Below are 22,598 nucleotides of genomic sequence, written 5' to 3'. Positions count from 1 at the left end.
GGGGCCGCCCCGGAGCCGGCGCCGCGGGTCGATACAGCTAGGCCGTCTCCGGGGAGACGATGCCGCGGGCGACGCCCAGGGTGACCAGGTCCTGGGGGCGGACGCGCAGTTGGTCCGCCGTCGCCGGGGCCGACTCCGGGGGGCGCTTGAGGATGGCCGCCGCCAGTTCCGGGGCGATCACCGAGAAGTAGCTGTCCGGGGTGACCCAGGTGTTGCCCGGCGCGGCCAGGGCGAGGGCGCCGCCCGAGCCGCCCTCGCCGATCAGGAGGGTGGTGACGGGGACCGCGGCCGAGGCGAGCGCCGCGAAGGCGTCGGCGATGGCCGCGCCCGCGCCCGCGTGCTCGGCGGCCGCGTCGTTGGCCGCGCCCGGGGTGTCCACCAGGGTGAGCACGGGTACGCCGAGCCGGTCCGCGAGCCGGATGACGCGGGCCGCGGTGCGGTAGCCCGCCGGGCGGGTGGCGGTGCCGCACTGGGCGGCGTAGGCCACGGCCCGGCCCTCCCGGAGCCCGAAACCGCACAGCATCCCGGGGTCGGTGCCCCCCGCGCGGTCGCCGGACAGGGGCAGCCGGAGCTCGAAGTACGCGTCCAGGTACCGCTCGGCGCGCGGCCGGCCGGGATGCCGGGCCTGGCGGACGGCGTCCCAGCCGGTGGCCGGAAGCGCTACGTCGGCCAGCGCGGCGGGGGGCGCGACGGGCTCGGGGGAGCGGGGCGCGGCCAGGACGCGGAGCCAGGCGGCGAGGGCGGCGGGCAGCTCCGGAGCGGGGACGACCGCGTCGACGTGCCCGGCGGCGTACTGCCCCTCGGCGGTGTAGGCCGCCGGATCGGCGTCCGCCGGCCGCACCCGGGACCCGGCGAAGCCGACCTGCGCCCCGGGCAGCGCGAGGATCACGTCGGCCCCCGCTCCCAGGGTGGCCCAGCCGCCGCCGGTGGTGGGATCGCGCAGGACGGCGATCTGCGGCAGGCCGGCGGCGCGGGTCAGGGCGGACTGGCGGGCCACGCGCTGGAGTTGGGTCAGCGCGAGCATGCCCTCCTGCATGCGGGAGCCGCCGGTGGCGATGAGCGAGACCAGGGGGAGGCGGAGGTCGCGGGCGTGGGTGTAGGCCGATTCGAGCCGGTCGCCGGTACGCCCGCCCAGCGAACCGCCGAGGAAGCCGAACTCGAAGGCGATCACGACGGCGGGGCGGCCGCCGATGAGGGCGGAGCCGACGACGACGGACTCGTCCTCGCCGGTCCGCTGCGCGGCGCGTGCGCGGGAGTCGTCGTAGCCGGCCCAGCCGAGGGGGCCGTCGGGGCTGGATTCCCTTGGGGGCGCCGGGAGTTCGGCGAAGCTGCCGGAGTCGGTCACGGAGGCGATGGCCGCGCGGGCCGAGGGGCGGTTCGTCACACGGCCAGCCTAGGCCTTGATGCTCGCAGGCTCCTTGCGGCTCGGTTGCCGGGGGCGGGGCCCCCGCGACGGCGCCGGCGGGGACGGCCCTCAGAGCGGGGCTTCCCAGGTCAGGGTCGTGCCCCGGGCACCCGATTCCGTGCGGCCGTCGTCGGAGACGGTGAGGCGCACGCGCGTGGGGACGGCGTCGACCTCGACCTCGATGGCGCCGACCTCGGCGCGGCGGTGCGCGGCGGCCAGCGCGCCGCGCAGCGCGGCGAGGAGGTCGCCCGCCACCGGCTCCGACAGCAGCGCGTCCACCGTGCCCGCGAAGTGCACCGACGGCTGGAAGCCCAGCAGGACCGCCGCCCCGCCGGTCTCCCGCAGGACCCGGCCGCGGAAGGTGGTCGGCGCGTCCGTCGGCGGCTGCTGGAGGGCGAAGATGGCCGTGCGGACCTCCTGGATGGTGGAGTCGAGCTCGTCGACCGCCCGGCTCAGTTCCTCGCCGACCGTGTCTCCGGTGGGCGCGTTGGCGGAGCGGCGCCGGGTGCTCTCCAACATCATCTCCGTGGCGAACAGCCGCTGCACCACCAGGTCGTGCAGGTCCCGCGCGATGCGGTCGCGGTCCTCGTAGACGGCCAGCTGCTCGCGGTCGTGCTGCGCGTCCGCCAGTACGAGGGCCAGTGCGGCCTGGGAGGCGAACTGCGAGGCCAGCAGCCGGTCGACCGCGTCGTAGGCGGGGCCGCCGCGTGCGCGGGGCAGGGCGAGCGTGCCGATCAGCTGGCCGCCGCTCTGCAGCGGCAGCATCATGCTGGGGCCGAACCGCTCGCGCACGTGCGTGGTCATCCGGGGGTCCGTCGCCGAGTCCTCTATGAAGACCGCTTCGCCGCCCAGGAGTTGTTCCAGGACCGCCGAGCCCGGCTCGATGACGGTACCCACCAGGTCCCCGGGGTCTGCGTGCGTGGAGGCGGCCACGATCTCCATGCCGCCTTCCGGGGTCGGCTGGAGGACGACCCCCGCCGCCGCGTCCGCCAGCAGCCGGGCCCGTTCGGCCACGCACATCAGCGCGTCGGCCGCCGGCCGGCCCGCCAGCAGGGTGGTGGTCACCGCCGCGGCGCCCTCGATCCAGCGCTCCCGGCGGCGCGCGGTCTCGTACAGCCGGGCGTTGCCGATCGCTATGCCCGCCTGCGAGGCCAGTACGCGCACCAGCGCGAGGTCCTCCTCCGTGAAGGGTCCGCCGCCGCGTTTCTCGGTGAGGTAGAGGTTGCCGAAGACCTCGGTGTGGACCCGGATCGGGACGCCGAGGAAGGTGCGCATCGGTGGATGTCCGGGCGGGAAGCCGGTCGAGCGGGGGTCCTGGGCCAGGTCCTCCAGCATGAGCGGCCGCGGGTCGTTGATGAGGGCGCCGAGCAGGCCGCGGCGGCCGTCCGGCAGGTGGGGGATCGCGGCCCGCTCGGCCTCGGTCAGGCCGGCCGTGAACAGCTCGGTCAGCCGGGCGCGCTCGGGGTCCACGACCCCCAGCGCTCCGTACCGGGCCGCGCACAGCTCCGTCGCCGAGTCCACGATGTGCTGGAGGGTGGTCTGCAGCTCCAGTTCCGAGCCGACGCTGAGGACCGCCTCCAGCAGGACGGGCAGGCTGGAGGGTTGGCGGTCCTCGCCGTCATCGGGGGACGGGGCGCCGTGCGTCATTCGGCCAGCGGGTTCAAAACCATGGGGGCGATCTTCCCTTCGAGCATCATGCCGAGGCCCAGTACCGCGCAGATGTCGGGCCGTTCCGCGATGGCCACGGGCATTCCGGTGGCGTCGCGGAGCATCTGGTCCAGGCCCGGCAGCAGGGCGCTGCCGCCCACCATCATGATCCCCCGGTCCGTCAGGTCCGCCACCAGGTCGGGCGGGCAGTCGCGCAGGACCTTGCCGATGCCGTCGAGCACGGCGGTCAGCGGGGTGTGGATGGCGTCCCGGACGGCCGCGGTGTCCACGTGGACGGAGCGGGCGAGTCCGGTGGCCACGTCGCGGCCGTGGATGAGGGTGGAGGCCGGTCCTTCGGCGGTGATGCCGTTGCCGTGCAGGGCGAGCTGGAGCGGCCGGACCGCCTGGCTGGGCAGCATGAGCTCGTGGGCGTGGCGCAGGTGTTGGACGACGGCGTGGTCGATGGCCTCACCGCCGACCGGGATCCGCTCGGCGGTGACGATCGAGCCGAGGGACAGGACGGCGACCTGGGTGGCCGCGGCCCCGCAGACCATGATCATCGTGGCGGTCGGCTGCTCCACGGGCAGTCCGCAGCCGACGGCGGCCGCGATCAGGGTGTCGACGAGTTCGACGCGGCGGGCGCCGAGTCCGACGAGGGTTTCGACGGCGGCCCGCTGGGCCAGCGGGTCGGCGTCGTGGGGGGTGCAGGCGGCTGCCCGGAGCCGGGGCTTGCGGCGCAGGGCGCGCCGCAGCTTCTCGCCGAGGAGGTGGCGCAGCATGCGCTGGGCCATCTCGATGTCCACGACGGTGCCGCCGGAGACGGGGCGGACGACCCGGATGTAGTCGGGCGTGCGGCCGGTCATCCGCTCGGCGAAGGTGCCGACGGCGATGAGGGCGCCGGTCCGCGTGTTCACCGCGGCGACGCTGGGTTCGTCCACCACCAGACCGGCGCCCTTGACGTACACGCGGGTCCTGGCGGCTCCGAGGTCGACGGCGACGTGGCAGCGGCGCAACTGCTCAAGACTGACGGTCACGGCAGATCCTCCCGAGAGCGCTGACGCAAGAAGACCGGCAGGTGCCGGTCACACTTCGTATCTTCTCGGGTGAATTACCTGTATTGCCCGATTTGATGCTCCGGGTGGGGGGTGTCGTCGGGTACGGGAGGGTCACGAGAGGCGCCGGAGGGTGCTGCACGGGGGTGGATTTCTGTCCCGACAGGCGCGAGCATGCCCGCACCGAACCTGCTACTCGCCCGTAACAAGGTAAAGGGGACCCGATGCTGACGGCTCGCCAGAGACTGCTCGCCCTCGTGACGCTCTGCCTGGCGCTGCTCGCCGCGCCCGCCCTCCCGGCCCAGGCCTCAGGCGAGGTCTCAGGTCGGGCTTCCGGGCAGTCCTCCGACAGGGCCGCGGCCGTCCACACCCCGGTCGTCTTCGTGCACGGCTACAACGCCGATCCCGGCGTCTGGGGTTCCCTGCGCGCGGACCTGCGCGCCGACGGGTACGCCGACTCCGAGCTCTTCTCCTTCGGCTACGACACCCACCAGTCCGTCAACGAGGTCCTCGCCGGCCGCCTCGCCACCTACGTCGACCAGGTCCGCCGGGACACCGGCGCCGCCCGCGTGGACGTCGTCGGCCACTCCTTCGGCTCGCTCGTCAGCCGCTGGTACGTGAAGTTCGGCGGCGGCGCCTACGTCGACCACTGGGTCTCCCTGGCCGGGCCCAACCGGGGCACCTCCACCGCCTGGGCCTGCGCCCTGTGGGACCAGGCCTGCCGTGACATGACCCCCGGCTCCTACGTCGTGAAGAACCTGAACTCCGGCGACGAGACCCCGGGCGCGGTGAAGTACGCGACCTTCTGGTCAGCCTGCGACGAGGTCGTCAACCCCGACGACAGCGTCCCGCTCGCCGGCGCGCTGAACACCCCCGTCGGCTGCCTCAAGCACAACGACCTGCTCGGCGACGACCCCACCTCGGCGGGCGTACGGGCCTTCCTGCGCTCCTGAGGGCCGTCCCGTGATCCCGGATCACGGGACAGCCCTCAGGCCTCCGCGTCCGTCGCGGAGACCTCCTGGAGCAGGCCGTACGTGAACTCCGCGACGTACGACCGCCCCGACGCGGTGAACGCCAGGCGCCACCGCGTCGGCGCGGTCCCCTCCATCGGCCGCACGGGCGCGAAGGCGCGCGCAACCTCGTCCACCGTCACCGACCAGGGCCGCAGGTCCCGCGGCGACCGGATTACGGGGCCCTGCGCGCCCGGAGCCCGCACCAGCCACTCGTTCCAGACGGCCCCGTCCGGCGCGGCGAGCACTTCGAAGCGCAAATCGGGCCAGAGCGGCACCGGCCACAGCAGGGCCTCGCAGGTGAGATCGCCGATCGTGCGGGACGCGGAGGCCTGCGGCGGGCCGAGCACCGAGCGGTAGCGGGCCAGTGCGCCCCGGGAGCGCGGCGACCGGACCATGGCCTGCCAGCGCTTGTTCGCCTCCCGCTGCTCCGCGAGCGAGGCGCCGAGCCGCAGGCGGGCCTCCTCGGCCAGGCCCGGCTGGAAGTCCGCCATCCGGCGCAGCAGCACCAGTTGGAAGGCGGCCGGGCCGAAGGTTTTCCCGGCGGGGGGCGGTGACCCTGGCGTCCCTGTCATGGACTCCACGATTCCACACAGAATCCTTACGTTCCCGCGATACGGATGTTGCAGGTGAACGCGTAGCCTGCGGGCGCCATGGACTACTGCATCGCCTGTCGCAGGCACCTCAACGGCGCGCTCGCGTGCGCCGGATGCGGGACCCCGGCCGAGTATCTGATACCGGCCGCGCCCCCACGACCGGCCGCCGCCTCCGCCTTCGGGAGCGACCCGGCCGCGCTCGCCGACGTGTACGCCGACTCGCTCGTCGTACTGTCCGGCGACCGGCAGGGCCGGGCCGGCGCCCGCCGCCGCGTCACGCACCGGCGGCGGCGCCAGACCGCGCTCACCGCCGGGTTCGGGATCCTGCTCGCCGCCGGGACCACGCTCGGGCTGGCCCGGATGGCGACCGACGGGCAGCGCACCGACCGGGCGGAGACCGTGGTGCTGACCGACGACGCCGGTCCCGAGCAGCCGGCTCCGCTCCCGGGCCTGACGGGGACTCCGGCCGCGCCGTCGGCGCTGCCGTCGGGAAAGGCCACCGGGACGGCGAAGGCCACCGCCGGTGCCACGAAGACGGCCGGGCCGGGGGCCACTGCCGGGGGAAGTCAGGGCCCGGGCCTGGCGCCGTCGGCCTCCGCGTCGGGCAAGGCGGGGCCGGGGCAGGGAACTCCCGGACCGGGGGGAACCGTGGATCCCACGACATCGGGGCAGCCCGCACCGAGCACCTCCGGCACGGTGCAGCCGCCCGGGACGCCCCCGTCCCCGGAGCCGCAGCCCACGCCGAGCAAGACGTGCGTGTTCTGGATCTTCGGCTGCAAGTGAGCCGCCGGCTCAGCCCAGCATGCGCTTGAGCAGATCGCGCAGGACCGCCCGCTCGGCCGTGGAGAGACCGGCCAGTGGCTCGCGCGCGAAGTCCAGCGACTCGCGCAGCCGGTCCGCGGTCTGCAGGCCCTCGTCCGTGGGCGCGGCCAGCTTGACCCGGCGGTCGGCCGGGTCGGGGCGGCGCTCGACGAGGCCGCGCGTCTCCAGCCGGTCGACGATGCCGGTGATGTTCGACGGCTCGCACTTCAGCTTCTGCGCGATCTTGCGCATGGCCATCGGCTCCAGGGAGAGCAGGTTCAGCACGCGCGCCTGGGCCCCGGTGAGCTGGTGGCTGGCGGCCGCGTGCTCGTACTCCTCGTGGTAGCGGGACACGACGTCGCCGATGAGCTCGACGACCTCGACGGTCAGGGGGTCTACGCGACGACTGGGCATGAATCCAGCGTACCCATTTACTTGACAACATGAAATATCCAGGCGCATGGTTGTTTCACGTTGTGAAGCATTTCTACCCCTCATCCAGGAGCGCCCTCATGTCCCAGATCCCTGCCGTCAGCCGCGAGTGGCACCTCGTCCGCCGCCCGCAGGGCTGGCCCGTCGCCGAGGACTTCGCCCTGCGCGAGGTGCCCGTCGCCCCCCCGGCCCCCGGTCGGATCCTGGTGCGCAACCTCCACATGTCCGTGGACCCCTACATGCGCGGCCGGATGAACGACGTGAAGTCGTACATCCCGCCCTTCCAGCTCGACAAGCCCATGGACGGCGGCGCGGTCGGCGAGGTCGTGGCCTCGGCCGACGAGCGCTTCGCGGTCGGCGACCACGTGCTGCACGGTCTGGGCTGGCGGGAGTACGCGGACGTGGACGCCAAGCACGCCACCCCGGTGGACGCCTCCCTCGCCCCGCTCTCCGCCTACCTCGGCGTCCTCGGCATGCCGGGCCTGACCGCCTACGCCGGCCTCTTCGAGGTGGCCTCCTTCAAGGAGGGCGACTCCGTCTTCGTCTCCGGCGCCGCCGGAGCGGTCGGCAGCCTCGTCGGCCAGTTCGCGAAGATCAAGGGCGCCTCCCAGGTGATCGGCTCCGCCGGCTCCGACGAAAAGGTGACGCTCCTCACGGAGAAGTACGGCTTCGACGCCGCCTTCAACTACAAGAACGGCCCCGTCGCCGGACAGCTGCGCGAGGCCGCGCCCGGCGGCATCGACGTCTACTTCGACAACGTCGGCGGAGACCACCTCGAAGCCGCCATCTCCTCCCTGAACGTGCACGGCCGCGCCACCCTGTGCGGGGCCATCGCCCAGTACAACGACACCGAGCCGGCGCCCGGTCCGCGCAACCTCGCGCTCGTCATCGGCAAGCGGCTGCGCCTGCAGGGCGTGCTGGTGGGCGACCACGCGGGACTGCAGCAGCAGTTCGTCCAGGACGTGGCCGGCTGGCTGCGCTCCGGGCAGCTCGTCGCCGACGAAACGGTCTTCGAGGGCGTGGAGAAGGCGACCGACGCGTTCCTCGGAATGCTGCGCGGCGAGAACACCGGAAAGATGATCGTTTCCTTCACCCGTTAGGCTCACTCCACACCGCCACGACGCGTGGGCGCGAGTCGCGGCGATTACCAGGAGGATTTCCTTACATGTCCATCCAGCAGTCCGACGTCGCGTACACCGCCGTAGCCACCGCCGAGAACGGCCGTGACGGTCGCGTCGCCACCAGCGACGGCAAGCTCAACGTCGTCGTGAACCCGCCGAAGGAGCTCGGTGGCAGCGGCGAGGGCACCAACCCCGAGCAGCTGTTCGCCGCCGGCTACAGCGCCTGCTTCCAGGGTGCGCTCGGCGTCGTCGCCCGCAACGAGAACGCCGACATCTCCGGCTCCACCGTCACCGCCGAGGTCGGCATCGGCAAGAACGACGACGGCTTCGGCATCATCGTCAAGATCTCGGCCACCATCCCGAACGTGGACGCCGCCACCGCCAAGGACCTCCTCGAGAAGGCCCACCAGGTCTGCCCGTACTCCAAGGCGACCCGTGGCAACATCACGGTCGAGCTCGCGGTCTGATCTTCGGATCCCGGCTCCGGCGGTCCGCCCCGCGTACCGCGGACCGCACCGCGCGACTCTTCGCGGCGTGAGCGCCGAAGGCCGCACCCCGGCACCGGGGTGCGGCCTTCGGCGTCCGCGGGGCCCGTCCTAGACTGGCCCCATGCGTGATTTTGCGGGGGGATTCGGCTATCTGCTGGCCGGACAGCGATGGGTGCTGCGACACGGACGGTGGCTGGGCTTCGGCCTGCTGCCGGGGCTCGTCGCCCTGGCCCTGTACGCCGGGGCCCTCATCGGGCTCGGCTACGGCGCCGACGACCTGACCGCCTGGGCGACCCCCTTCGCCGACGGCTGGTCCTCGCCGTGGCTCGGACTCTTCCGCGGCTTCCTGACCGCCCTGGTCTTCTGCCTCGGGCTCTTCCTCGCGGTGATCACCTTCACCGCCGTGACCCTGCTCGTGGGCCAGCCGTTCTACGAGTCCCTCTCGGAGCAGGTCGACCGCAGCGAGGGCGGCGAGGTCCCCGAGTCGGGGCTCACGCTCTGGCAGGAGCTGTGGATCTCCGCCCGGGACAGCCTGCGGATCCTCGGACGGGTACTGCTCTACGGGATCCTGCTCTTCGGCCTCGGCTTCGTTCCGCTGCTCGGTCAGACCGTGGTCCCGGTCCTCGGATTCTGCGTCTCCGGCTTCTTCCTGACCCAGGAGCTCACCTCCGTCGCCCTGATGCGCCGCCGGGTGGAGCTCCCCGAGCAGCTGGCGCTGCTGCGCTCGCGCCGGGCGCTGGCGCTCGGCTTCGGCGTGCCGCTGGTGCTGGCCTTCCTGGTGCCGCTCGTCGCGGTGTTCCTGATGCCGGGCGCGGTGGCCGGGGCCACGCTGATGGCCAGGGACCTGGTGGGCGCGGACGAGGAGCAGGGCCAGGAGGAGCAGGAGGGCCAGGAGGGCCAGGAGCACGAGTACGAGCAGGGCCGGGGCCAGGAGCGGGAATCAGCGCCTCAGTAGTGTGATCGCCCCGGTGGTGTCCTCGCTGCCGTGGGCCTCGGGGTCGGCCGTCAGCCGTTCCCGCATCAGGTCCAGGTACGGGCTGATCAGCTCGGGGCTGACCCCTTGCTCCTCGGCGGTCCGCAGCAGCGTGGCGCTCGCCGCGACCTGCATGGCCAGGTTCGACTCGACGCCCGTGGTGAAGTCCCCCGAGACCAGCCGCTCGGCGGCGGCGCCTGCGAAGAAGCCCATCGCCCCCAGCCACTCCGTCAGCAGCGGAGCCAGGTCCTTCGGAGAGACGCCCTCGCCCTCGATCAGCGCGTAGGCGTGCGAGATCCCGGCGAAGAGTCCGGTCATCGCGCTCAGCAGGGCCACGTCGTGCAGGGCCGCGTGCCCGGGGTCGGAGCCGACGAAACGGGCGCCGGCCGGGACCTCCAGCGCGCTGCGGTGCGCCTCGAAGAGGGCGGGGGAGCCGCTGTAGAAGACGTACCCGCCGGTTTCGGGGGTGCCGATCATCGACGGGGTGGCCATGATCCCGCCGTCCAGGAACCGGGCCCCGCGCTCCTGGGCCCACGCGGCCCGGGCGCGGCCGTCGGCGGGCGTGCCGGTGGTCAGGTCGACCAGGTCCTTGCCGGTCAGGTCGAGGCCCTCCAGGGCCGAGCCGACGCTGGCGTCGTCCAGCAGGCACAGGACGACCAGGCCGTTCGCGGCCACCGCCTCGGCGGGGCTCGCGACGACGACGGCGCCTTCGGCCGCGAGGGCCTCGGCCTTGGCGGGGGTGCGGTTCCAGACGGTGAGGGGGTGCCCGGCGGCGAGCCAGGTGCGGGCGAGGGCGGTGCCCATGGAGCCGAGGCCGAGGAGGGTGAGCGGGGTCTTCGTGTGGTTGTCGGTCATGCCGTTTAGCCTGGTGGCAGGCTGACAGGTGCTCAAGTACGCACTTCGGAGTGGGTGGTTACCCCGAGGTGAGTGACCAGGTGGGGAGGGGTGCGTGATGGCGGTGACACAGCGGCCGGGCGCGGATCACTGCGGGATCGCCGCGGCGATGTCCGTGATCGACGGCAAGTGGAAGGTGTCGATCCTGTGGGAGCTGGAGCAGCGCCCGCGCCGCTTCGGCGAACTGCGCCGGCTGGTCCCGGGGGTCTCGGAGAAGGTGCTCGCGGCCCAGCTGCGCGAGCTGGAGACGGACGGCATCGTCCACCGCGAGGTCTACGAGGAGGTCCCGCCGCGCGTCGAGTACTCCCTGACCCCGCTGGGCCTGGACCTGAACGAGGCCCTGGCGGCCCTCGGCGCGTGGGGAGCCAAGCACCTGCTCGACGACGGGGCCTAGCCGAGGCCTAAGCCCCCGGCCCCGGTCAGGCCGGGCGGCGGAACAGGGCCGTCCACAGGAACGCCTCGCCGAAGGCGGCGGACGAGGGCGGCTCGTCGTTCATCCGGCGCAGCTCGACCTCGGTGAGGTCGGCGAAGACCCACCGCAGCGACTCCGGGGTGTAGGCGAGGCCGCCTTCGAGGCGGGCCCGGCCGTAGAACTCCGCGTCGGGCAGTTCGGAGCCCATCGCGCCCGAGGCGAAGCAGGTGAGGGCGAAGCGGCCGCCGGGCTCCAGGAGCCGGTCCAGCAGGGCCAGGTAGCTGACGCGGCGGTGCGGCGGCAGGTGGTGGAAGCAGCCGGAGTCGTAGATCAGGTCGTACGGGCCCTCGAGCCCGGAGCCGGCCGCGCCGAAGGCGTCCCCCTGGTGGAAGCGGATCCGCGACATCGGCGCCCCGGTCGCGCGGGCCCGCTCCTCGGCCCAGGCCAGGGCGGTCGGGGAGAGGTCCACGGCGTCCACCTCGAAGCCCAGCGAGGCGAGGTGCAGGGCGTTGCGGCCGGGGCCGCAGCCCAGGTCGAGGGCGCGGCCGGACGGGGGGATCAGGCCGCGGTCGAGGTAGGAGACGAGGTTCTCGTCGGGCTTCGCCGCGAAGAAGGGGACCGGGCGCTCCCGGTCCGCGTAGAAGCCGTCCCACCAGGAGGAGCCGCCGGTCGTCCAGCGGTCGGCCTCCGGTGCGAAGAGGCCGTCCATGAGGGCGAGTACATCGTCGACACTGCGTATGTTCCGGTCCATCCGAACCCCTTTCCCGTGTGCCCGATCTTATCGTCGGAAAGGGTGAAAGCCCAGGTCAGGTGGGGTGTAGAGAGGGGGTGACGGGCCGTTGGGGGCCGTGTGGCGGGCCGGTCGGACCGACCCCTCCGCGTGCGGGGGCGCCGGCCGCCACGGGCCCCGCCGAGGGCCGTCACGGGGCCGTTCACGGCCGCGCCGGACCCTGTTTCGCGAGGAGTTCCGCAGTCGCCCCACCGCGGGCGGCAGGTGTGTGCGGCTCCCGTACCCTCCTGCGCCACCCGATAGTATGAGCGGCGGCAAGAGTCAAAGCTGTCCCACACCGTCCTTGAGTCCGCGTCCTTGTCCGGAGCACTGGTCGTTCGGGGCCCGAGCCGGACAGTGGCTTGCTGAGAAACGACCGGCCGCAGGGCCGAGGACCGCCGACCAGCAGTAGGGACAACTTTCAGTGACAGTCAGTACCGAGGGGTCGGCGCCCGTGGGCCCCGGCCGCCTCCTCCGCTCCCGCGGCGCACTGCTGCTGCTGGAAGCGGCCGTGGCCTTCGCCGGCGCACTCGCCCTTCCCCTGCTGGCGCTCGGCTTCGAGCTCGACCCGCTGGACCGCATCGCGCAGGTCAGCGGCCTGGCCGCGATCCAGTTCCGGTTCGCACTGCTCGGCCTGCTGTTCATCGCCGCGGTGGTGCTGGCGATGCGGCTGCGCGGCGGACGCCACTTCGACCTGGCCACCCGCGTCTCCGCGGCCGCCCTCGCGGGCCTGGCCAGCGGTTTCGTCGCGGCCGGCGCAGTGCTCGCGCTCCACGGAACGCCGTGGCCGATGTTCGGCCTCAACGGCGACAGCGGCCGGATCGTCGAGTGGGCCCACGCGGTGGCCAACGGCCAGCCGTCGGGCTCCCCGGTCTACCCGCCCGCGCCGCTCTACACCCTCGGGTACTACGCCGAGTGGTTCCACGGCGGGAACACCGCCTACGCCTTCAAGGACCTCCAGATCCTCGGGGCCGCCGCCTTCGGACCGCTCGTCTACTTCGCCTGGCGGATGCTGCTCAGCCCGCTCCGGGCGCTCGCCTTCGGCGTCGTGCCGGCCTTCGCGCTGATCGACGCGTACAAGCCGTACGCACAGACGGTCCTCGTGGTGCTGGTGCCGGTCCTGGTGGCCATGGTGGTGGCGCTGCGCCGCAGCGGCACGGAGAACTGGCGGCCGCTGCTGCTCAAGGCCGCCGGCTTCGGCGCGCTGCTGGGTGTGCTCTTCCTCACCTACTCGGGCTGGTTCCTGTGGAGCGCGGCCGGGGTGTTCTTCGCCGCCGCCCTGTACTTCCCGTGGAAGACCGGCCGGCTCAAGGGCGCCGCCTTCATGGGCGCCACCCTGGCCGCCTTCATGGCGGTGGCCGGGCGGTACCTGGTGGTCATGCTGACGGAGGGGCAGGACACCAAGGACTTCAACTTCCGCTTCGACAACTTCACCGACCCGGCCTACTACCTGATGTGGCGCACGGACATGCCGGGCAACGTCGGCGACTGGCCGCTGCCCGGGGAGTTCGGCGGGGTCGGGCTGTTCGCCATCGTGACCTTCGTCTGTCTGGGCGTCGCGATCTGGCTGGGCCTGCGCAAGCCGCTGGTGGTCACCATCGCCGCGATGTTCATATCCGCATGGCTGATGCGGATGTACATCGCCTCGAACATGTACGAGACGCAGACGGTCCAGCTGTACACCCGCACCAACAACCAGCTGCTCTACTGCGGCATGATCCTGGCCGCGCTGGTGGCCCACCTGGTCTCGCAGCGGCTGGCCCAACGGCGCCCCGCGGGCACGGGCGCAGCCGCGGACACGGGCGCGGACACGGGCGCGGACACGGCCACGACCGGCCGCGGTTTCCCTGGCCGCGAGGGAGCCGTCATCGGAACCCTCTGCGCCCTGCTGCTCCTGCTCGGTACGGTTTCGTCCTCGATGGCCGACCGGTACATGCCGGCCCAGGACGGCAGCTACCGGATCCTGCCCTACGTGTCCCACACCATCCGCCAGCAAAACGGCAAATGCCCTAAGTTCGCCCCCGAGCACAAGTGCTCCAAGGACGGCGACCAGACGTGGCTGACCTACATCCGATGATCACGAGGACGACATGATCTCCGCATTGACGCGGCTGGCCGACTGGTCGGCCCGGACCCCCAAGAGGCTCTGGGCCGTCAGCTTCGTCCTCTTCTTCACCATCGCGGCCTCCTGGTCCGCTGCCACTCCCCTGGGAGCCTCCCCCGACGAGCACGCGCACTTCATCCGGGCGGCGGCCGTCGCCCGGGGCCAGATCAACGGCACCGAGGTGATGGTTCCGCACGTGGTGGGAGGCATCCCGGGCGAGTTCTCCGAGACCGGCGTGCGGCTCCCGGAGTGGTACAAGGAGCTCCCCAAGCACCACGAGTGCTACGCCTGGCACGCGGGCACGCCCGCGTCCTGCGCGCCCGCACTCGGCGACTCCGACACGATCGTCGAGGTCCCCACCGCGGCCGGCCGCTACCACCCGGCCTACTACCTGCTGACCGGCTGGCCGAGCCTGCTGGTCGAGGGTCCGAGCGGGCTGTACCTCATGCGCCTGATGTCGGCCCTGCTCTGCTCGGTACTGCTGGCCGGCGCGGTGGTCACGGCCGCCGAGTGGCGGCGCGGGCGCTCGCTCGCCCTGCTCGGCGTCTTCACCGCGGCGACGCCCATGCTTCTGTTCATGGCCGGCATGGTCAACCCCAGCGGCGGTGAGATCGCCGCCGGAATCCTGGTGTGGACGGCCCTGCTGTCGATCCTCATGTCGCCCGATCCGCAGTTGCTGAACCGGCGGCTGGCCAGAGTCGGCGTCGGCGGCCTGGTGCTGATCAACATCCGGCCGCTCGGGCTGATCTGGTTCGCGGGGGCGGTCTTCTTCGGGCTGCTGCTGGCCGAGCGCGGCGTGCTGCGCTCGGTGCTCCGCCGCAAGGCGATGTGGGTCTGGACGGGGCTGCTCGGCGTCGCCACGGCCGGCGCGCTGCTCTGGGCGTCGTCGCACCCGGACAACTCGGTGATCAAGGTTCCCTGGTGGCTCACCACGACGGAAGCGGCCCGCAAGACGTTCGGGTACACCGAGATGTACGTCCACCAGATGCTCGGCTATTTCGGCTGGCTGGACACCCCGGCTCCGGCCTTCACCTGGTACGTCTGGCTCGCCGTGCTCGCGGTGATCACCGTGCTGGGCCTGGTGTACGGCCGCAAGCGGGAAGCGGTGGCGCTGATCGGCATGTTGGTGGCGATCGTGGTGGTGCCGGTGGCCGCACAGGCTTCGCAGGCGGAGAAGATCGGCATGGTGTGGCAGGGCCGCTACCTGCTGCCCTTCGCCGTGGGTCTGCCGCTGATGGCGGTGCTGATCTGCGCGAGCCGGATTCCGGAGAAGGGTTTCCCCACGCGCAGGCTGGTCGGCTTCGCCGTGGCGGGCCTCGCGCTGGCGAACGCGGCGGCGTTCTTCTGGGTGCTGCGCCGCTTCGCCGTCGGGATCAAGGGCTCCTGGTTGCCGACCGGGGCGCACTGGGCTCCGCCCGGTGGCTGGGTGCTGTGGACCGGCGTGTACACGGTGGCGGCGCTCGCCCTGGTGGTGCCGGCGCTGATGCGGGACCGCGTGGCCGACGAGCCCGAGCTGCCCGACGGGACGCACGCGGCCCGAACGGACACCGGAACCGGCACCGAGGCCGGAACCGGCACCGTGGCCGAGGCCGAATCCGGCACTGACACGGACACTGACACCGGGCGCCGCGCGCGGGTGACACCGGTCCACTGACCCGGTGCGGGCCCGCGCGGCGGCGGCGTCCGCCGGACGCCTCCGTCAGGCGCGGGCCCGCTCCGGGACACCGGCCGGGACGTCCGCCACGGCGAGCGACGGCGTGCGGTCGTCGGCCTCGGCCAGCAGTTCCCCGCCCGGCGCCCAGACGGCCGCGCCGCCGCATCCCGTCCACGGCCCCGCCGGTCCGACGTGGTTGGCCAGGGCCACGTACATCCCGTGGTCCCGCGCGATCCCGGGGTGGACCCCGGCACGCTCGCCGACGCCGTCGCCCCTCCCGTAGAGCGAGCTCGCCAAGTGCACCCGGCAGCCGGCCGCCGCGCCCGCGCCGGGCACGTCCGCGAAGTGGTTGTCGTAGCAGATGCCCAGCGAGAAGCGGATTCCGCCGAGTTCGAACCGGCCCGGACGCGCGCCCGCCGCGAAGACCTCCTGCTCCTGGCGGAAGAGGTGCTGCTTGGCGTACGTCGTCACGTGCGCGCCCGCCGCGTCGTGCACCAGGGTCGCGATGAGGGGCCGGGGGCCGTCCCCGCGCAGCGCGACGTTGACGGCGGTGGCGATCCCGGCGGCCCGGACCGGGTCCAGCCGGGGATCCTCGGGGCCCGTCAGCCACAGTCCGGGGTCGGCGGCGAGAGCGGGCAGTTCGTACCCGGTCAGCGTGAACTCGGGGAACAGCACCAGCTCGGCGCCCTCCTCCCTGGCCCGAGCGGCGAGGGCGGCCGCGCGCTCGGCGTTGGCGGGCACGTCGGCGGGGGCGCAGGTCATCTGCGCGGCGGCGATCTTCACGCGCTCCAGCATGCCAGCCGGGTCCGCGCGCGGTCAGGGGCGGCCGGGTAGGGGAGCAGGGGCAGGGAGCAGGGGCAGGGGGTCAGGCCGCCGGGCCCTGCAGCAGGGTCAGGAAGGACCGGAAGGCGGCGGGCATGTCGACGGATTCCGGGGCGAGCAGCCACTGGTACTGGAGCCCGTCCATCACGGCGGCGAGCAGCGGGGCCGCCTCCTCGGGGGTGAGGCCCGAGGGGAGGCGCTCGCCGAACTCGGCGCGCAGCATCGCGGCCATCTCCCCGCGCACCTGCGCGTACCTGTCGGTGAAGAATTCCCGCGCGGGGTGGCCGTCGGTGACGCTCTCGCCGAGCAGTGCCGAGAAGGTCTGCACGATGCCCGGGCGCATGGCGTTGTAGTCCACCAGCGAGGCCAGCAGGTCCAGGCGCCATGTGCCAGCCGAGGCGCGGCTGCCGCCGCCGGTGTCCCAGCGGTCGCGCTCCTCCAGGACGGCGACCAGCAGCGCCTCCTTGGTCGGGAAGTAGTGCAGGAGCCCCTGCTGGGTCAGCCCCACGCGCTCGGCTACCGCACCCAGCGAAGCGCCGCGGTAGCCGCGCTCCGCGATGACCTCGACGGCCGCGTGGACGATCTCCCCGCGCCGTTCCTCACTTCTCGCCCTGGCCATCGCCGCGACGCCCCTTCCGCTCAGCCTGCCAGCAGGACCGTACGGCATCTTTCTATCACGAACAGATTACGAACCCTACCGATCTACAGGCAAACGGTCCACGATGGAGCCAGCCGCACCGCGCAGCCGCCCCGCACGGCGGACGCGCGGCCACGCACTCACCTACCTGCACTCAACGAGGAGGCATGGCCGTGACCGATGCCGATCAGGTCCGCAACGACGTCGTAGAGGCGGCGCTGGGCAAGCTGGATCTCGACACCAAGGCCCGGCTGCTGGCCGGCCAGGACATGTGGTCGCTGCCCGCCGTCCCCGAGATCGGCCTGAAGTCCCTGGTCATGTCCGACGGCCCCATCGGGGTGCGCGGCGTGCGCTGGACCGCCGACGACCCCTCCATCGCGCTGCCCTCCCCGACCGCGCTCGCTGCCGCCTGGGACCCCGCGCTCGCCCGCCGGGCCGGCCGCCTCCTGGCCCAGGAGGCCCGCCGCAAGGGCGTCCACGTCCTCCTCGCGCCCACCGTCAACCTGCACCGCTCTCCGCTCGGCGGCCGGCACTTCGAGTGCTACTCCGAGGACCCGTACCTCACCGGCGCGGTCGGCAGCGGCTACGTGAACGGCGTCCAGGACGGCGGGGTCGGCACCACCGTCAAGCACTTCGTCGGCAACGACGCCGAGACCGAGCGGTTCACCGTCGACAGCGTCATCGCTCCGCGCCCGCTGCGCGAGCTGTACCTCGCGCCCTTCGAGGCCATCGTCGCCAACGCCCACCCCTGGGGCATCATGACGGCGTACAACCAGGTCAACGGCGTGACGATGACCGAGCACACCCACCTCGTCAACGAGGTCCTGCGCGCCGAGTGGGGCTTCGACGGGTACAACGTCTCCGACTGGATGGCCGCCCGCTCCACCACCGGCGACATCCTCGGCGGCCTCGACGTGGCCATGCCCGGCCCCGTCACCGTCTACGGCGCACCGCTCGCCGACGCCGTCCGCGCCGGTGAGGTACCGGAGTCCGCCGTCGACGAGGCCGTGCGCAACGTCCTGCGCCTCGCCGCCCGCGTCGGCATCCTGGAAGGCGCCCCCGCCGTCGTCGGCGAGGTCCCGGCCCCGATCGACGGCCAGGCGCTGGCCCGCGAGATCGCCGCCCGCGGCTTCGTCCTCGTCCGCAACGAGACCGTGTCCGGCGAGGAGCGGGCCCTGCCGCTCGACACCTCCGCCGGCCGGACCGTCGCCCTCATCGGCGCCGCCGCCCGTGACGCCCGCGTCCTCGGCGGCGGTTCCGCCACCGTCTTCCCCGAGCGGATCGTCTCCCCGCTGGACGGTCTGACCGCCGCCCTGGCCGGCCTGTCGCAGGTATCCCTGACCTACAGCGTCGGGGCCGACTCCAGCGACGAACTCACCCCCGCCGACAAGGGCTTCGAGCTCCGCGCGATCTGCCGCGACGCCTCCGGCGCCGTCCTCGGCACGGGCTCGCTGCCGACCGGCCAGGTCCAGTGGATCGGTGACGACCTGCCAGAGGGCGTCGGCTACGAGACGATGGCGAGCATCGAGGTCGTCGGTACGTACGTCCCGCGCGAGAGCGGCGAGCACGCTTTCGGCACCCGCGGACTCGGCGCCTTCACCCTCGCCGTCGGCGGCGAGGTCCGCTGGGAGGGCGTCCAGGCGATGGGCAACGAGGCCGACCCCTTCGAAGCCTTCTTCGGCGCCCCCAGCGAGCGGGCCCGGGTCACCCTCGCCGAGGGCGAGGCCGTCGAGGTCTCACTGACCTACCAGGTCCCCGACGTGACCGCCCTGCCGCTCAAGGCGATCATGTTCTCCTTCCTCCACCTCGGCCCGCGGCGCTCCGCCGACGAGCTCATCGCCGAAGCCGTGGAGGCGGCACGCTCCGCGGACACCGCCGTCGTGGTCGTCGCCACCACCGAGCGGGTGGAGTCCGAGGGCTTCGACCGCAAGGACCTCACCCTCCCGGGCCGTCAGGACGACCTGGTCCGGGCCGTCGCCGCCGTCAACCCGAACACCGTGGTCGTCGTCAACGCCGGCTCCCCCGTGGAACTCCCGTGGCGCGAGGAGGTCGCCGCGGTCCTGCTGACCTGGTTCCCCGGGCAGGAGGGCGGGGCCGCGCTGGCCGACGTACTCCTCGGTGACGCCGAGCCGGGCGGGCGGCTGCCCACGACCTGGCCCGCGGAGTTCGCGGACGCGCCGGTCACCGAGGTCGTCCCGGCCGAGGGGCGCCTCGAATACCGCGAGGGGCTCTTCATCGGCTACCGGGCGTACGAGAAGCAGGGGATCGTCCCCGCCTTCCCCTTCGGGCACGGCCTCGGCTACACGGACTGGGCGTACGAGTCCCTGGAGGCCACCCCGGCGGCCGCGACGGTGCGCGTCACCAACACCGGCACCCGGCCGGGCCGCGAGACCGTCCAGGTCTACCTGGCCCCCGTCGACGACACTGCCGAGCGCCCGGCGAGCTGGCTGGCCGGCTTCGCGAGCGTGAGCGCCGGCCCCGGCGAGAGCGTCGACGTGGAGATCGCCCTGCCCGAGCGCGCCTTCGAGATCTGGGACGAGGACTCCCGCGCCTGGCAGCGGATCGGCGGCGGCTACGAGGTCCGCGCGAGCCGCTCGCACGGCGACACCCGGCTGACGGCGACCCTCAACCTGTAATGGCCGGAAATCACCCATGCTGAGGTGATTCAAAAGCCGGACCGGGGGCGGGCCCTGACACCCGCCCCCGGTCCCACATGTCCCCCGGCGTCAACGTGGAGGCTCGGCGGAGGTCACCTGTCGGTGCGCCAGTTCCGCGAGCCGCGCCTGCCCGTCCTTGCCCGGGTGGAACCAGTCCCAGCGGCTCAACTGCTCTGCCGAGAAGGGGTACTGGAACACCGCGCCGCCGTCGTAGCGGCACAGCGGGTCCTTCCCGCAGACCCCGCGCAGCACCTCGTTGTACTCGACCACGCGCGCCCGCACCTGCTCGCGCCGGGCGGTCGCCCCGGCGCCCTCGGAGGTGGGCTCGGCGAGCATCGACTGGCAGATCCCGAGCTTCCAGATCCGCCGCACCATCGGGTCGTCCTTGCCCTGCTCCCACAGCCGCTGGAGGTCCGGGACGCTGGAGACGTACACCTGCGAGGTGGGCGAGGCGGCCCGCAGGGCGGCGAGCGACTTCTCGAAGCCTTCGCGGAAGGCGGCCACCGCGGTCATCGACGAAGCCGACGGCCGGCAGGCGTCGTTCGAGCCCACCATCACCGTGACCAGGCCGGGTTTGTGCGCGGCCGCCGAGGCCAGCTGCCCCGGCAGGTCGGCCATCCGGGAGCCGGTCACCGCGTAGTTCCAGCTGCGCGTGGGCGCCTCGGCCTCCCCGAGCAGCCGGGCGGCCAGCGAGTGGACCTCGGGGTCGTCGCCGGTGGCCCAGGAGACCTCCGGGCAGTCGGCCAGCACCGAACAGGCGTCGAAACCGCGCGTGATGGAGTCGCCGACGGCGGCGACCGAGGTGGGCGCGGTGTTCCACCGGGGCGCGGCCTGCGCCCCCCGCTCACCCGCGGGCTCGGCCCCGTCCGCCGAACACCCGCCGAGCGCACCCGCCGCCACGAGCAGGAGGGCGGCCATCGCGCCCGCGCCCGGACGCGTCCTGCGCGCGCGGCGGCGCGGGGCGGTGGTGCGCATGCGGGAGGTCCCTCCTTCGTCGCCCCGCGTCCTTCGGGGGCGTCCTGCTGAGTGAATGCTCTGTGATTACGGGCCTTGGAGCGACGGTACGTCACACCATGACCCCTGGCGCACGGTAGCTTTTTCCCGTGGCGTTTCGGCCGCAAGTCCCGCAACGCAATGTCAAATAATTTCCGTTACATTACATCACGTCACATACTGTCCGTTTTCTGGAGTTTATTCCCGACCTCGTCCCACACTGGAGGTCCCGGTGACGACACGTGGAGTCTTGTACGTGCACTCCGCACCGCGCGCGCTCTGCCCGCACGTGGAATGGGCTGTTGCGGGGGTGCTCGGGGTGCGGGTGAACCTCGACTGGATCCGTCAGCCCGCCTCCCCGGGCACCTGGAGAGCCGAGTTCTCCTGGCAGGCCGAGGCGGGCACCGCATCGAAACTCGCCTCCGCCCTGAGAGGCTGGCACCTGCTCCGCTTCGAAGTGACCGCGGAACCCTGCCCGACCGCCGAGGGCGAGCGCTACAGCTCCACCCCGCAGCTCGGCATCTTCCACGCCGTCACCGGCATGCACGGCGACATCCTGATCCCCGAGGACCGGCTGCGCGCCGCCCTCGCCCGGTCCTCGCGCGGCGAGACCGACCTGGAGGCGGAGATCGCCAAACTGCTCGGCAAACCCTGGGACGACGAGCTCGAACCCTTCCGCTACGCGGGCGAGGGCGCGCCGGTCCGCTGGCTCCACCAGGTCGTCTGAGCGCCGAACATGCAGAAGGCCCACCCGGAATCACCCGGGTGGGCCTTCTGTGTGAGCCTCGGTCAGACGGTGCGGAACGCCAGCGTGACGTTGTGGCCGCCGAAGCCGAAGGAGTTGTTGATCGCGGAGATCGGACCGTCGGCCGGGAGCTTGCGGGGCTCGCCGCGCACGATGTCCGCGTCGATGTCGTCGTCCAGCTCGTCGATGTTGATCGTCGGCGGGGCGAGGCGGTGGTACAGCGCCAGCACCGTCGCGACGGTCTCGATGCCGCCCGCGCCACCCAGGAGGTGACCGGTCATCGACTTGGTCGCCGAGATCGCGATGTGGTCGAGGTCGTCGCCCAGCACCTTGCGCAGGGCCTTCAGCTCGGCCGTGTCACCCTGCGGGGTGGACGTGGCGTGTGCGTTCAGGTGGACCAGCTCGGCCGGGTCGAGGCCCGTGTTGTCGAGCAGGTTCTGCACGGCGGCCGCGACACCGCGGCCGGTCGGCTCCGGCTGCGCGATGTGGTGGCTGTCCGCGGACAGACCCTGGCCCAGCACCTCGCAGTAGACCCGGGCGCCACGCGCGGCGGCGTGCTCGGCGGACTCCAGGATCACGACACCGGCGCCCTCGCCGAGGACGAAGCCGTCGCGGCCCTTGTCGTAGGGGCGCGAGGCCTGCTCGGGGTGCTCGTTGTTCTTGGACATCGCCATCATGTTGGCGAACGCGGCGATCGGCAGCGGGTGGATCGCCGCCTCGGTGCCGCCCGCGACGACCACGTCGGCACGGCCGCTGCGGATCATCTCGACGGCGTAGCCGATGGCCTCGGCGCCGGAGGCGCAGGCGCTGACCGGAGTGTGCACGCCCGCACGGGCGTTGACCTCCAGGCCGACGTTGGCCGACGGGCCGTTGGGCATGAGCATGGGGACGGTGTGCGGGGAGACCCGGCGCACACCCTTTTCCTTCAGTACGTCGTACTGGTCGAGCAGGGTGGTCACGCCGCCGATGCCGGAGGCGATGACGGTGCCCAGGCGCTCGGGCGCGATCGCCGCGTCCTCGCCCGCCGGAGCGGTGTAACCGGCGTCGGCCCACGCCTCGCGGGCCGCGATGATCGCGAACTGGGCCGAGCGGTCCAGCTTGCGGGCCAGTGGCCGGGGCAGGACCTCACTCGGGTCCACGGCGGCCGTGGCGGCGATACGAACCGGGAGTTCGGCGAAGCGCTCACCCTCGAGGGGCTTTACGCCGGAGCGGCCGGCAAGCAGACCTTCCCAGGTCGAAGCGCTGTCGCCACCCAGCGGAGTGGTTGCGCCGATACCGGTGACGACCACGGTGCGATTGGTCGGGCTCACAGGAATTCTTTCTCCACGTCTCAGGGGGTGCTGAATTGTCACGGCGCCACCGCCAGGTGGCGACAAACGCTCGTCA

General features: G+C 72.8%; 21 protein-coding genes. 10 read left to right on the top strand and 11 right to left on the bottom strand.

What is annotated here, in order from left to right; genetic code table 11:
* Positions 1-37 precede the first annotated feature (37 nt).
* The 3 genes from J7F03_RS36390 to J7F03_RS36380 all read right to left on the bottom strand — a co-directional run bounded on the left by J7F03_RS36390 (position 38) and on the right by J7F03_RS36380 (position 4,086).
* Positions 38-1,384 carry a carboxyl transferase domain-containing protein gene (locus J7F03_RS36390; protein WP_214957188.1) on the bottom strand — a complete coding sequence of 449 codons (1,347 nt, stop codon included), beginning with the start codon at positions 1,382-1,384 and terminating at the stop codon, positions 38-40.
* Between the two features lie 90 nt (positions 1,385-1,474).
* Positions 1,475-3,052, bottom strand: coding sequence for a GAF domain-containing protein (locus J7F03_RS36385; protein WP_214957186.1), 1,578 nt, complete (start codon positions 3,050-3,052; stop codon positions 1,475-1,477).
* A complete protein-coding gene (locus tag J7F03_RS36380; protein WP_214957184.1) occupies positions 3,049-4,086 on the bottom strand; it encodes a rod shape-determining protein in 1,038 nt (345 codons plus the stop codon). Before J7F03_RS36380 ends, J7F03_RS36385 begins: the two co-directional genes overlap by 4 nt.
* Positions 4,087-4,328: 242 nt before the next feature.
* Between J7F03_RS36380 and J7F03_RS36375 the strand changes: the two genes are divergently transcribed.
* Positions 4,329-5,057, top strand: a complete 729-nt coding sequence (locus J7F03_RS36375) for a triacylglycerol lipase (protein ID WP_214957182.1) — start codon at positions 4,329-4,331, stop codon at positions 5,055-5,057.
* Positions 5,058-5,092: 35 nt separating this feature from the next.
* On the opposite strand, the gene J7F03_RS36370 is transcribed toward J7F03_RS36375, so the two are convergent.
* Positions 5,093-5,689, bottom strand: a complete 597-nt coding sequence (locus J7F03_RS36370; RefSeq protein WP_214957180.1) for a hypothetical protein — start codon at positions 5,687-5,689, stop codon at positions 5,093-5,095.
* A gap of 78 nt (positions 5,690-5,767) precedes the next feature.
* Between J7F03_RS36370 and J7F03_RS36365 the strand changes: the two genes are divergently transcribed.
* On the top strand, positions 5,768-6,493 hold the full coding sequence (locus J7F03_RS36365; RefSeq protein ID WP_214957178.1) for a hypothetical protein: 726 nt from the start codon (positions 5,768-5,770) through the stop codon (positions 6,491-6,493).
* A 9-nt stretch (positions 6,494-6,502) separates the two neighbouring features.
* On the opposite strand, the gene J7F03_RS36360 is transcribed toward J7F03_RS36365, so the two are convergent.
* Positions 6,503-6,925 (bottom strand): MarR family winged helix-turn-helix transcriptional regulator, encoded by a 423-nt coding sequence (locus J7F03_RS36360; RefSeq protein WP_214957177.1) that lies wholly within the window; start codon positions 6,923-6,925, stop codon positions 6,503-6,505.
* Between the two features lie 98 nt (positions 6,926-7,023).
* Between J7F03_RS36360 and J7F03_RS36355 the strand changes: the two genes are divergently transcribed.
* From J7F03_RS36355 to J7F03_RS36345, 3 genes are all read left to right on the top strand, one after another.
* Positions 7,024-8,043 carry an NADP-dependent oxidoreductase gene (locus tag J7F03_RS36355; RefSeq protein ID WP_214957174.1) on the top strand — a complete coding sequence of 340 codons (1,020 nt, stop codon included), beginning with the start codon at positions 7,024-7,026 and terminating at the stop codon, positions 8,041-8,043.
* 65 nt (positions 8,044-8,108) lie between these two features.
* Positions 8,109-8,531: an organic hydroperoxide resistance protein gene (locus J7F03_RS36350; RefSeq protein WP_214957172.1), complete on the top strand. Its 423-nt coding sequence runs from the start codon at positions 8,109-8,111 to the stop codon at positions 8,529-8,531.
* A gap of 142 nt (positions 8,532-8,673) precedes the next feature.
* On the top strand, positions 8,674-9,507 hold the full coding sequence (locus tag J7F03_RS36345; protein ID WP_214957170.1) for an EI24 domain-containing protein: 834 nt from the start codon (positions 8,674-8,676) through the stop codon (positions 9,505-9,507).
* Here the strand turns inward: J7F03_RS36345 and J7F03_RS36340 are convergent.
* On the bottom strand, positions 9,493-10,380 hold the full coding sequence (locus J7F03_RS36340; protein WP_214957167.1) for an NAD(P)-dependent oxidoreductase: 888 nt from the start codon (positions 10,378-10,380) through the stop codon (positions 9,493-9,495). The genes J7F03_RS36345 and J7F03_RS36340 overlap by 15 nt on opposite strands.
* A 97-nt stretch (positions 10,381-10,477) precedes the next feature.
* Here J7F03_RS36340 and J7F03_RS36335 point away from each other — a divergent pair, with 97 nt between their 5' ends.
* A complete protein-coding gene (locus J7F03_RS36335) occupies positions 10,478-10,813 on the top strand; it encodes a helix-turn-helix domain-containing protein (protein WP_214957165.1) in 336 nt (111 codons plus the stop codon).
* Positions 10,814-10,838: 25 nt separating this feature from the next.
* Here J7F03_RS36335 and J7F03_RS36330 read toward each other — a convergent pair whose 3' ends face one another.
* Complete coding sequence (locus J7F03_RS36330; RefSeq protein WP_214957163.1) at positions 10,839-11,582, bottom strand: class I SAM-dependent methyltransferase; 744 nt, start codon at positions 11,580-11,582, stop codon at positions 10,839-10,841.
* 442 nt (positions 11,583-12,024) lie between these two features.
* Between J7F03_RS36330 and J7F03_RS36325 the strand changes: the two genes are divergently transcribed.
* Both J7F03_RS36325 and J7F03_RS36320 read left to right on the top strand, forming a co-directional pair.
* The gene (locus tag J7F03_RS36325) at positions 12,025-13,677 is read left to right on the top strand and encodes a hypothetical protein (RefSeq protein WP_214957161.1); all 1,653 of its coding nucleotides are present in this window, start codon (positions 12,025-12,027) and stop codon (positions 13,675-13,677) included.
* A 13-nt stretch (positions 13,678-13,690) separates the two neighbouring features.
* Entirely contained in the window at positions 13,691-15,358 is a 1,668-nt protein-coding gene (locus J7F03_RS36320) for a DUF2142 domain-containing protein (protein ID WP_214957159.1), read from the top strand.
* A gap of 45 nt (positions 15,359-15,403) precedes the next feature.
* Here J7F03_RS36320 and J7F03_RS36315 read toward each other — a convergent pair whose 3' ends face one another.
* Positions 15,404-16,153 carry a carbon-nitrogen hydrolase family protein gene (locus tag J7F03_RS36315; RefSeq protein ID WP_251073022.1) on the bottom strand — a complete coding sequence of 250 codons (750 nt, stop codon included), beginning with the start codon at positions 16,151-16,153 and terminating at the stop codon, positions 15,404-15,406.
* Positions 16,154-16,223: 70 nt separating this feature from the next.
* Positions 16,224-16,799, bottom strand: coding sequence for a TetR/AcrR family transcriptional regulator (locus tag J7F03_RS36310; RefSeq protein WP_214957157.1), 576 nt, complete (start codon positions 16,797-16,799; stop codon positions 16,224-16,226).
* Between the two features lie 185 nt (positions 16,800-16,984).
* Here J7F03_RS36310 and J7F03_RS36305 point away from each other — a divergent pair, with 185 nt between their 5' ends.
* Positions 16,985-19,453, top strand: a complete 2,469-nt coding sequence (locus J7F03_RS36305; RefSeq protein ID WP_214957155.1) for a beta-glucosidase — start codon at positions 16,985-16,987, stop codon at positions 19,451-19,453.
* 90 nt (positions 19,454-19,543) lie between these two features.
* On the opposite strand, the gene J7F03_RS36300 is transcribed toward J7F03_RS36305, so the two are convergent.
* On the bottom strand, positions 19,544-20,449 hold the full coding sequence (locus tag J7F03_RS36300) for an SGNH/GDSL hydrolase family protein (protein WP_214957153.1): 906 nt from the start codon (positions 20,447-20,449) through the stop codon (positions 19,544-19,546).
* A 250-nt stretch (positions 20,450-20,699) separates the two neighbouring features.
* Between J7F03_RS36300 and J7F03_RS36295 the strand changes: the two genes are divergently transcribed.
* Positions 20,700-21,194: a DUF3145 domain-containing protein gene (locus J7F03_RS36295; RefSeq protein WP_112446277.1), complete on the top strand. Its 495-nt coding sequence runs from the start codon at positions 20,700-20,702 to the stop codon at positions 21,192-21,194.
* A 62-nt stretch (positions 21,195-21,256) separates the two neighbouring features.
* Here the strand turns inward: J7F03_RS36295 and fabF are convergent, their stop codons facing one another.
* Positions 21,257-22,522, bottom strand: coding sequence for a beta-ketoacyl-ACP synthase II (gene fabF / locus J7F03_RS36290; protein ID WP_214957150.1), 1,266 nt, complete (start codon positions 22,520-22,522; stop codon positions 21,257-21,259).
* Positions 22,523-22,598: the final 76 nt, after the last annotated feature.

Origin of the sequence: Streptomyces sp. ISL-43 (assembly GCF_018614195.1) — a bacterium.
Lineage (GTDB): Bacteria > Actinomycetota > Actinomycetes > Streptomycetales > Streptomycetaceae > Streptomyces.
This window is presented reverse-complemented; position numbering and strand designations above follow the sequence as displayed.

Coding starts and splice junctions, on each gene's coding strand:
- J7F03_RS36385 (WP_214957186.1), bottom strand. CDS start 3,052: ATGACGCACGGCGCCCCGTCCCCCGATGACGGCGAGGACCGCCAACCC.
- J7F03_RS36375 (WP_214957182.1), top strand. CDS start 4,329: ATGCTGACGGCTCGCCAGAGACTGCTCGCCCTCGTGACGCTCTGCCTG.
- J7F03_RS36370 (WP_214957180.1), bottom strand. CDS start 5,689: ATGACAGGGACGCCAGGGTCACCGCCCCCCGCCGGGAAAACCTTCGGC.
- J7F03_RS36365 (WP_214957178.1), top strand. CDS start 5,768: ATGGACTACTGCATCGCCTGTCGCAGGCACCTCAACGGCGCGCTCGCG.
- J7F03_RS36360 (WP_214957177.1), bottom strand. CDS start 6,925: ATGCCCAGTCGTCGCGTAGACCCCCTGACCGTCGAGGTCGTCGAGCTC.
- J7F03_RS36355 (WP_214957174.1), top strand. CDS start 7,024: ATGTCCCAGATCCCTGCCGTCAGCCGCGAGTGGCACCTCGTCCGCCGC.
- J7F03_RS36350 (WP_214957172.1), top strand. CDS start 8,109: ATGTCCATCCAGCAGTCCGACGTCGCGTACACCGCCGTAGCCACCGCC.
- J7F03_RS36345 (WP_214957170.1), top strand. CDS start 8,674: ATGCGTGATTTTGCGGGGGGATTCGGCTATCTGCTGGCCGGACAGCGA.
- J7F03_RS36340 (WP_214957167.1), bottom strand. CDS start 10,380: ATGACCGACAACCACACGAAGACCCCGCTCACCCTCCTCGGCCTCGGC.
- J7F03_RS36335 (WP_214957165.1), top strand. CDS start 10,478: ATGGCGGTGACACAGCGGCCGGGCGCGGATCACTGCGGGATCGCCGCG.
- J7F03_RS36330 (WP_214957163.1), bottom strand. CDS start 11,582: ATGGACCGGAACATACGCAGTGTCGACGATGTACTCGCCCTCATGGAC.
- J7F03_RS36320 (WP_214957159.1), top strand. CDS start 13,691: ATGATCTCCGCATTGACGCGGCTGGCCGACTGGTCGGCCCGGACCCCC.
- J7F03_RS36315 (WP_251073022.1), bottom strand. CDS start 16,153: ATGCTGGAGCGCGTGAAGATCGCCGCCGCGCAGATGACCTGCGCCCCC.
- J7F03_RS36310 (WP_214957157.1), bottom strand. CDS start 16,799: ATGGCCAGGGCGAGAAGTGAGGAACGGCGCGGGGAGATCGTCCACGCG.
- J7F03_RS36305 (WP_214957155.1), top strand. CDS start 16,985: ATGGCCGTGACCGATGCCGATCAGGTCCGCAACGACGTCGTAGAGGCG.
- J7F03_RS36300 (WP_214957153.1), bottom strand. CDS start 20,449: ATGCGCACCACCGCCCCGCGCCGCCGCGCGCGCAGGACGCGTCCGGGC.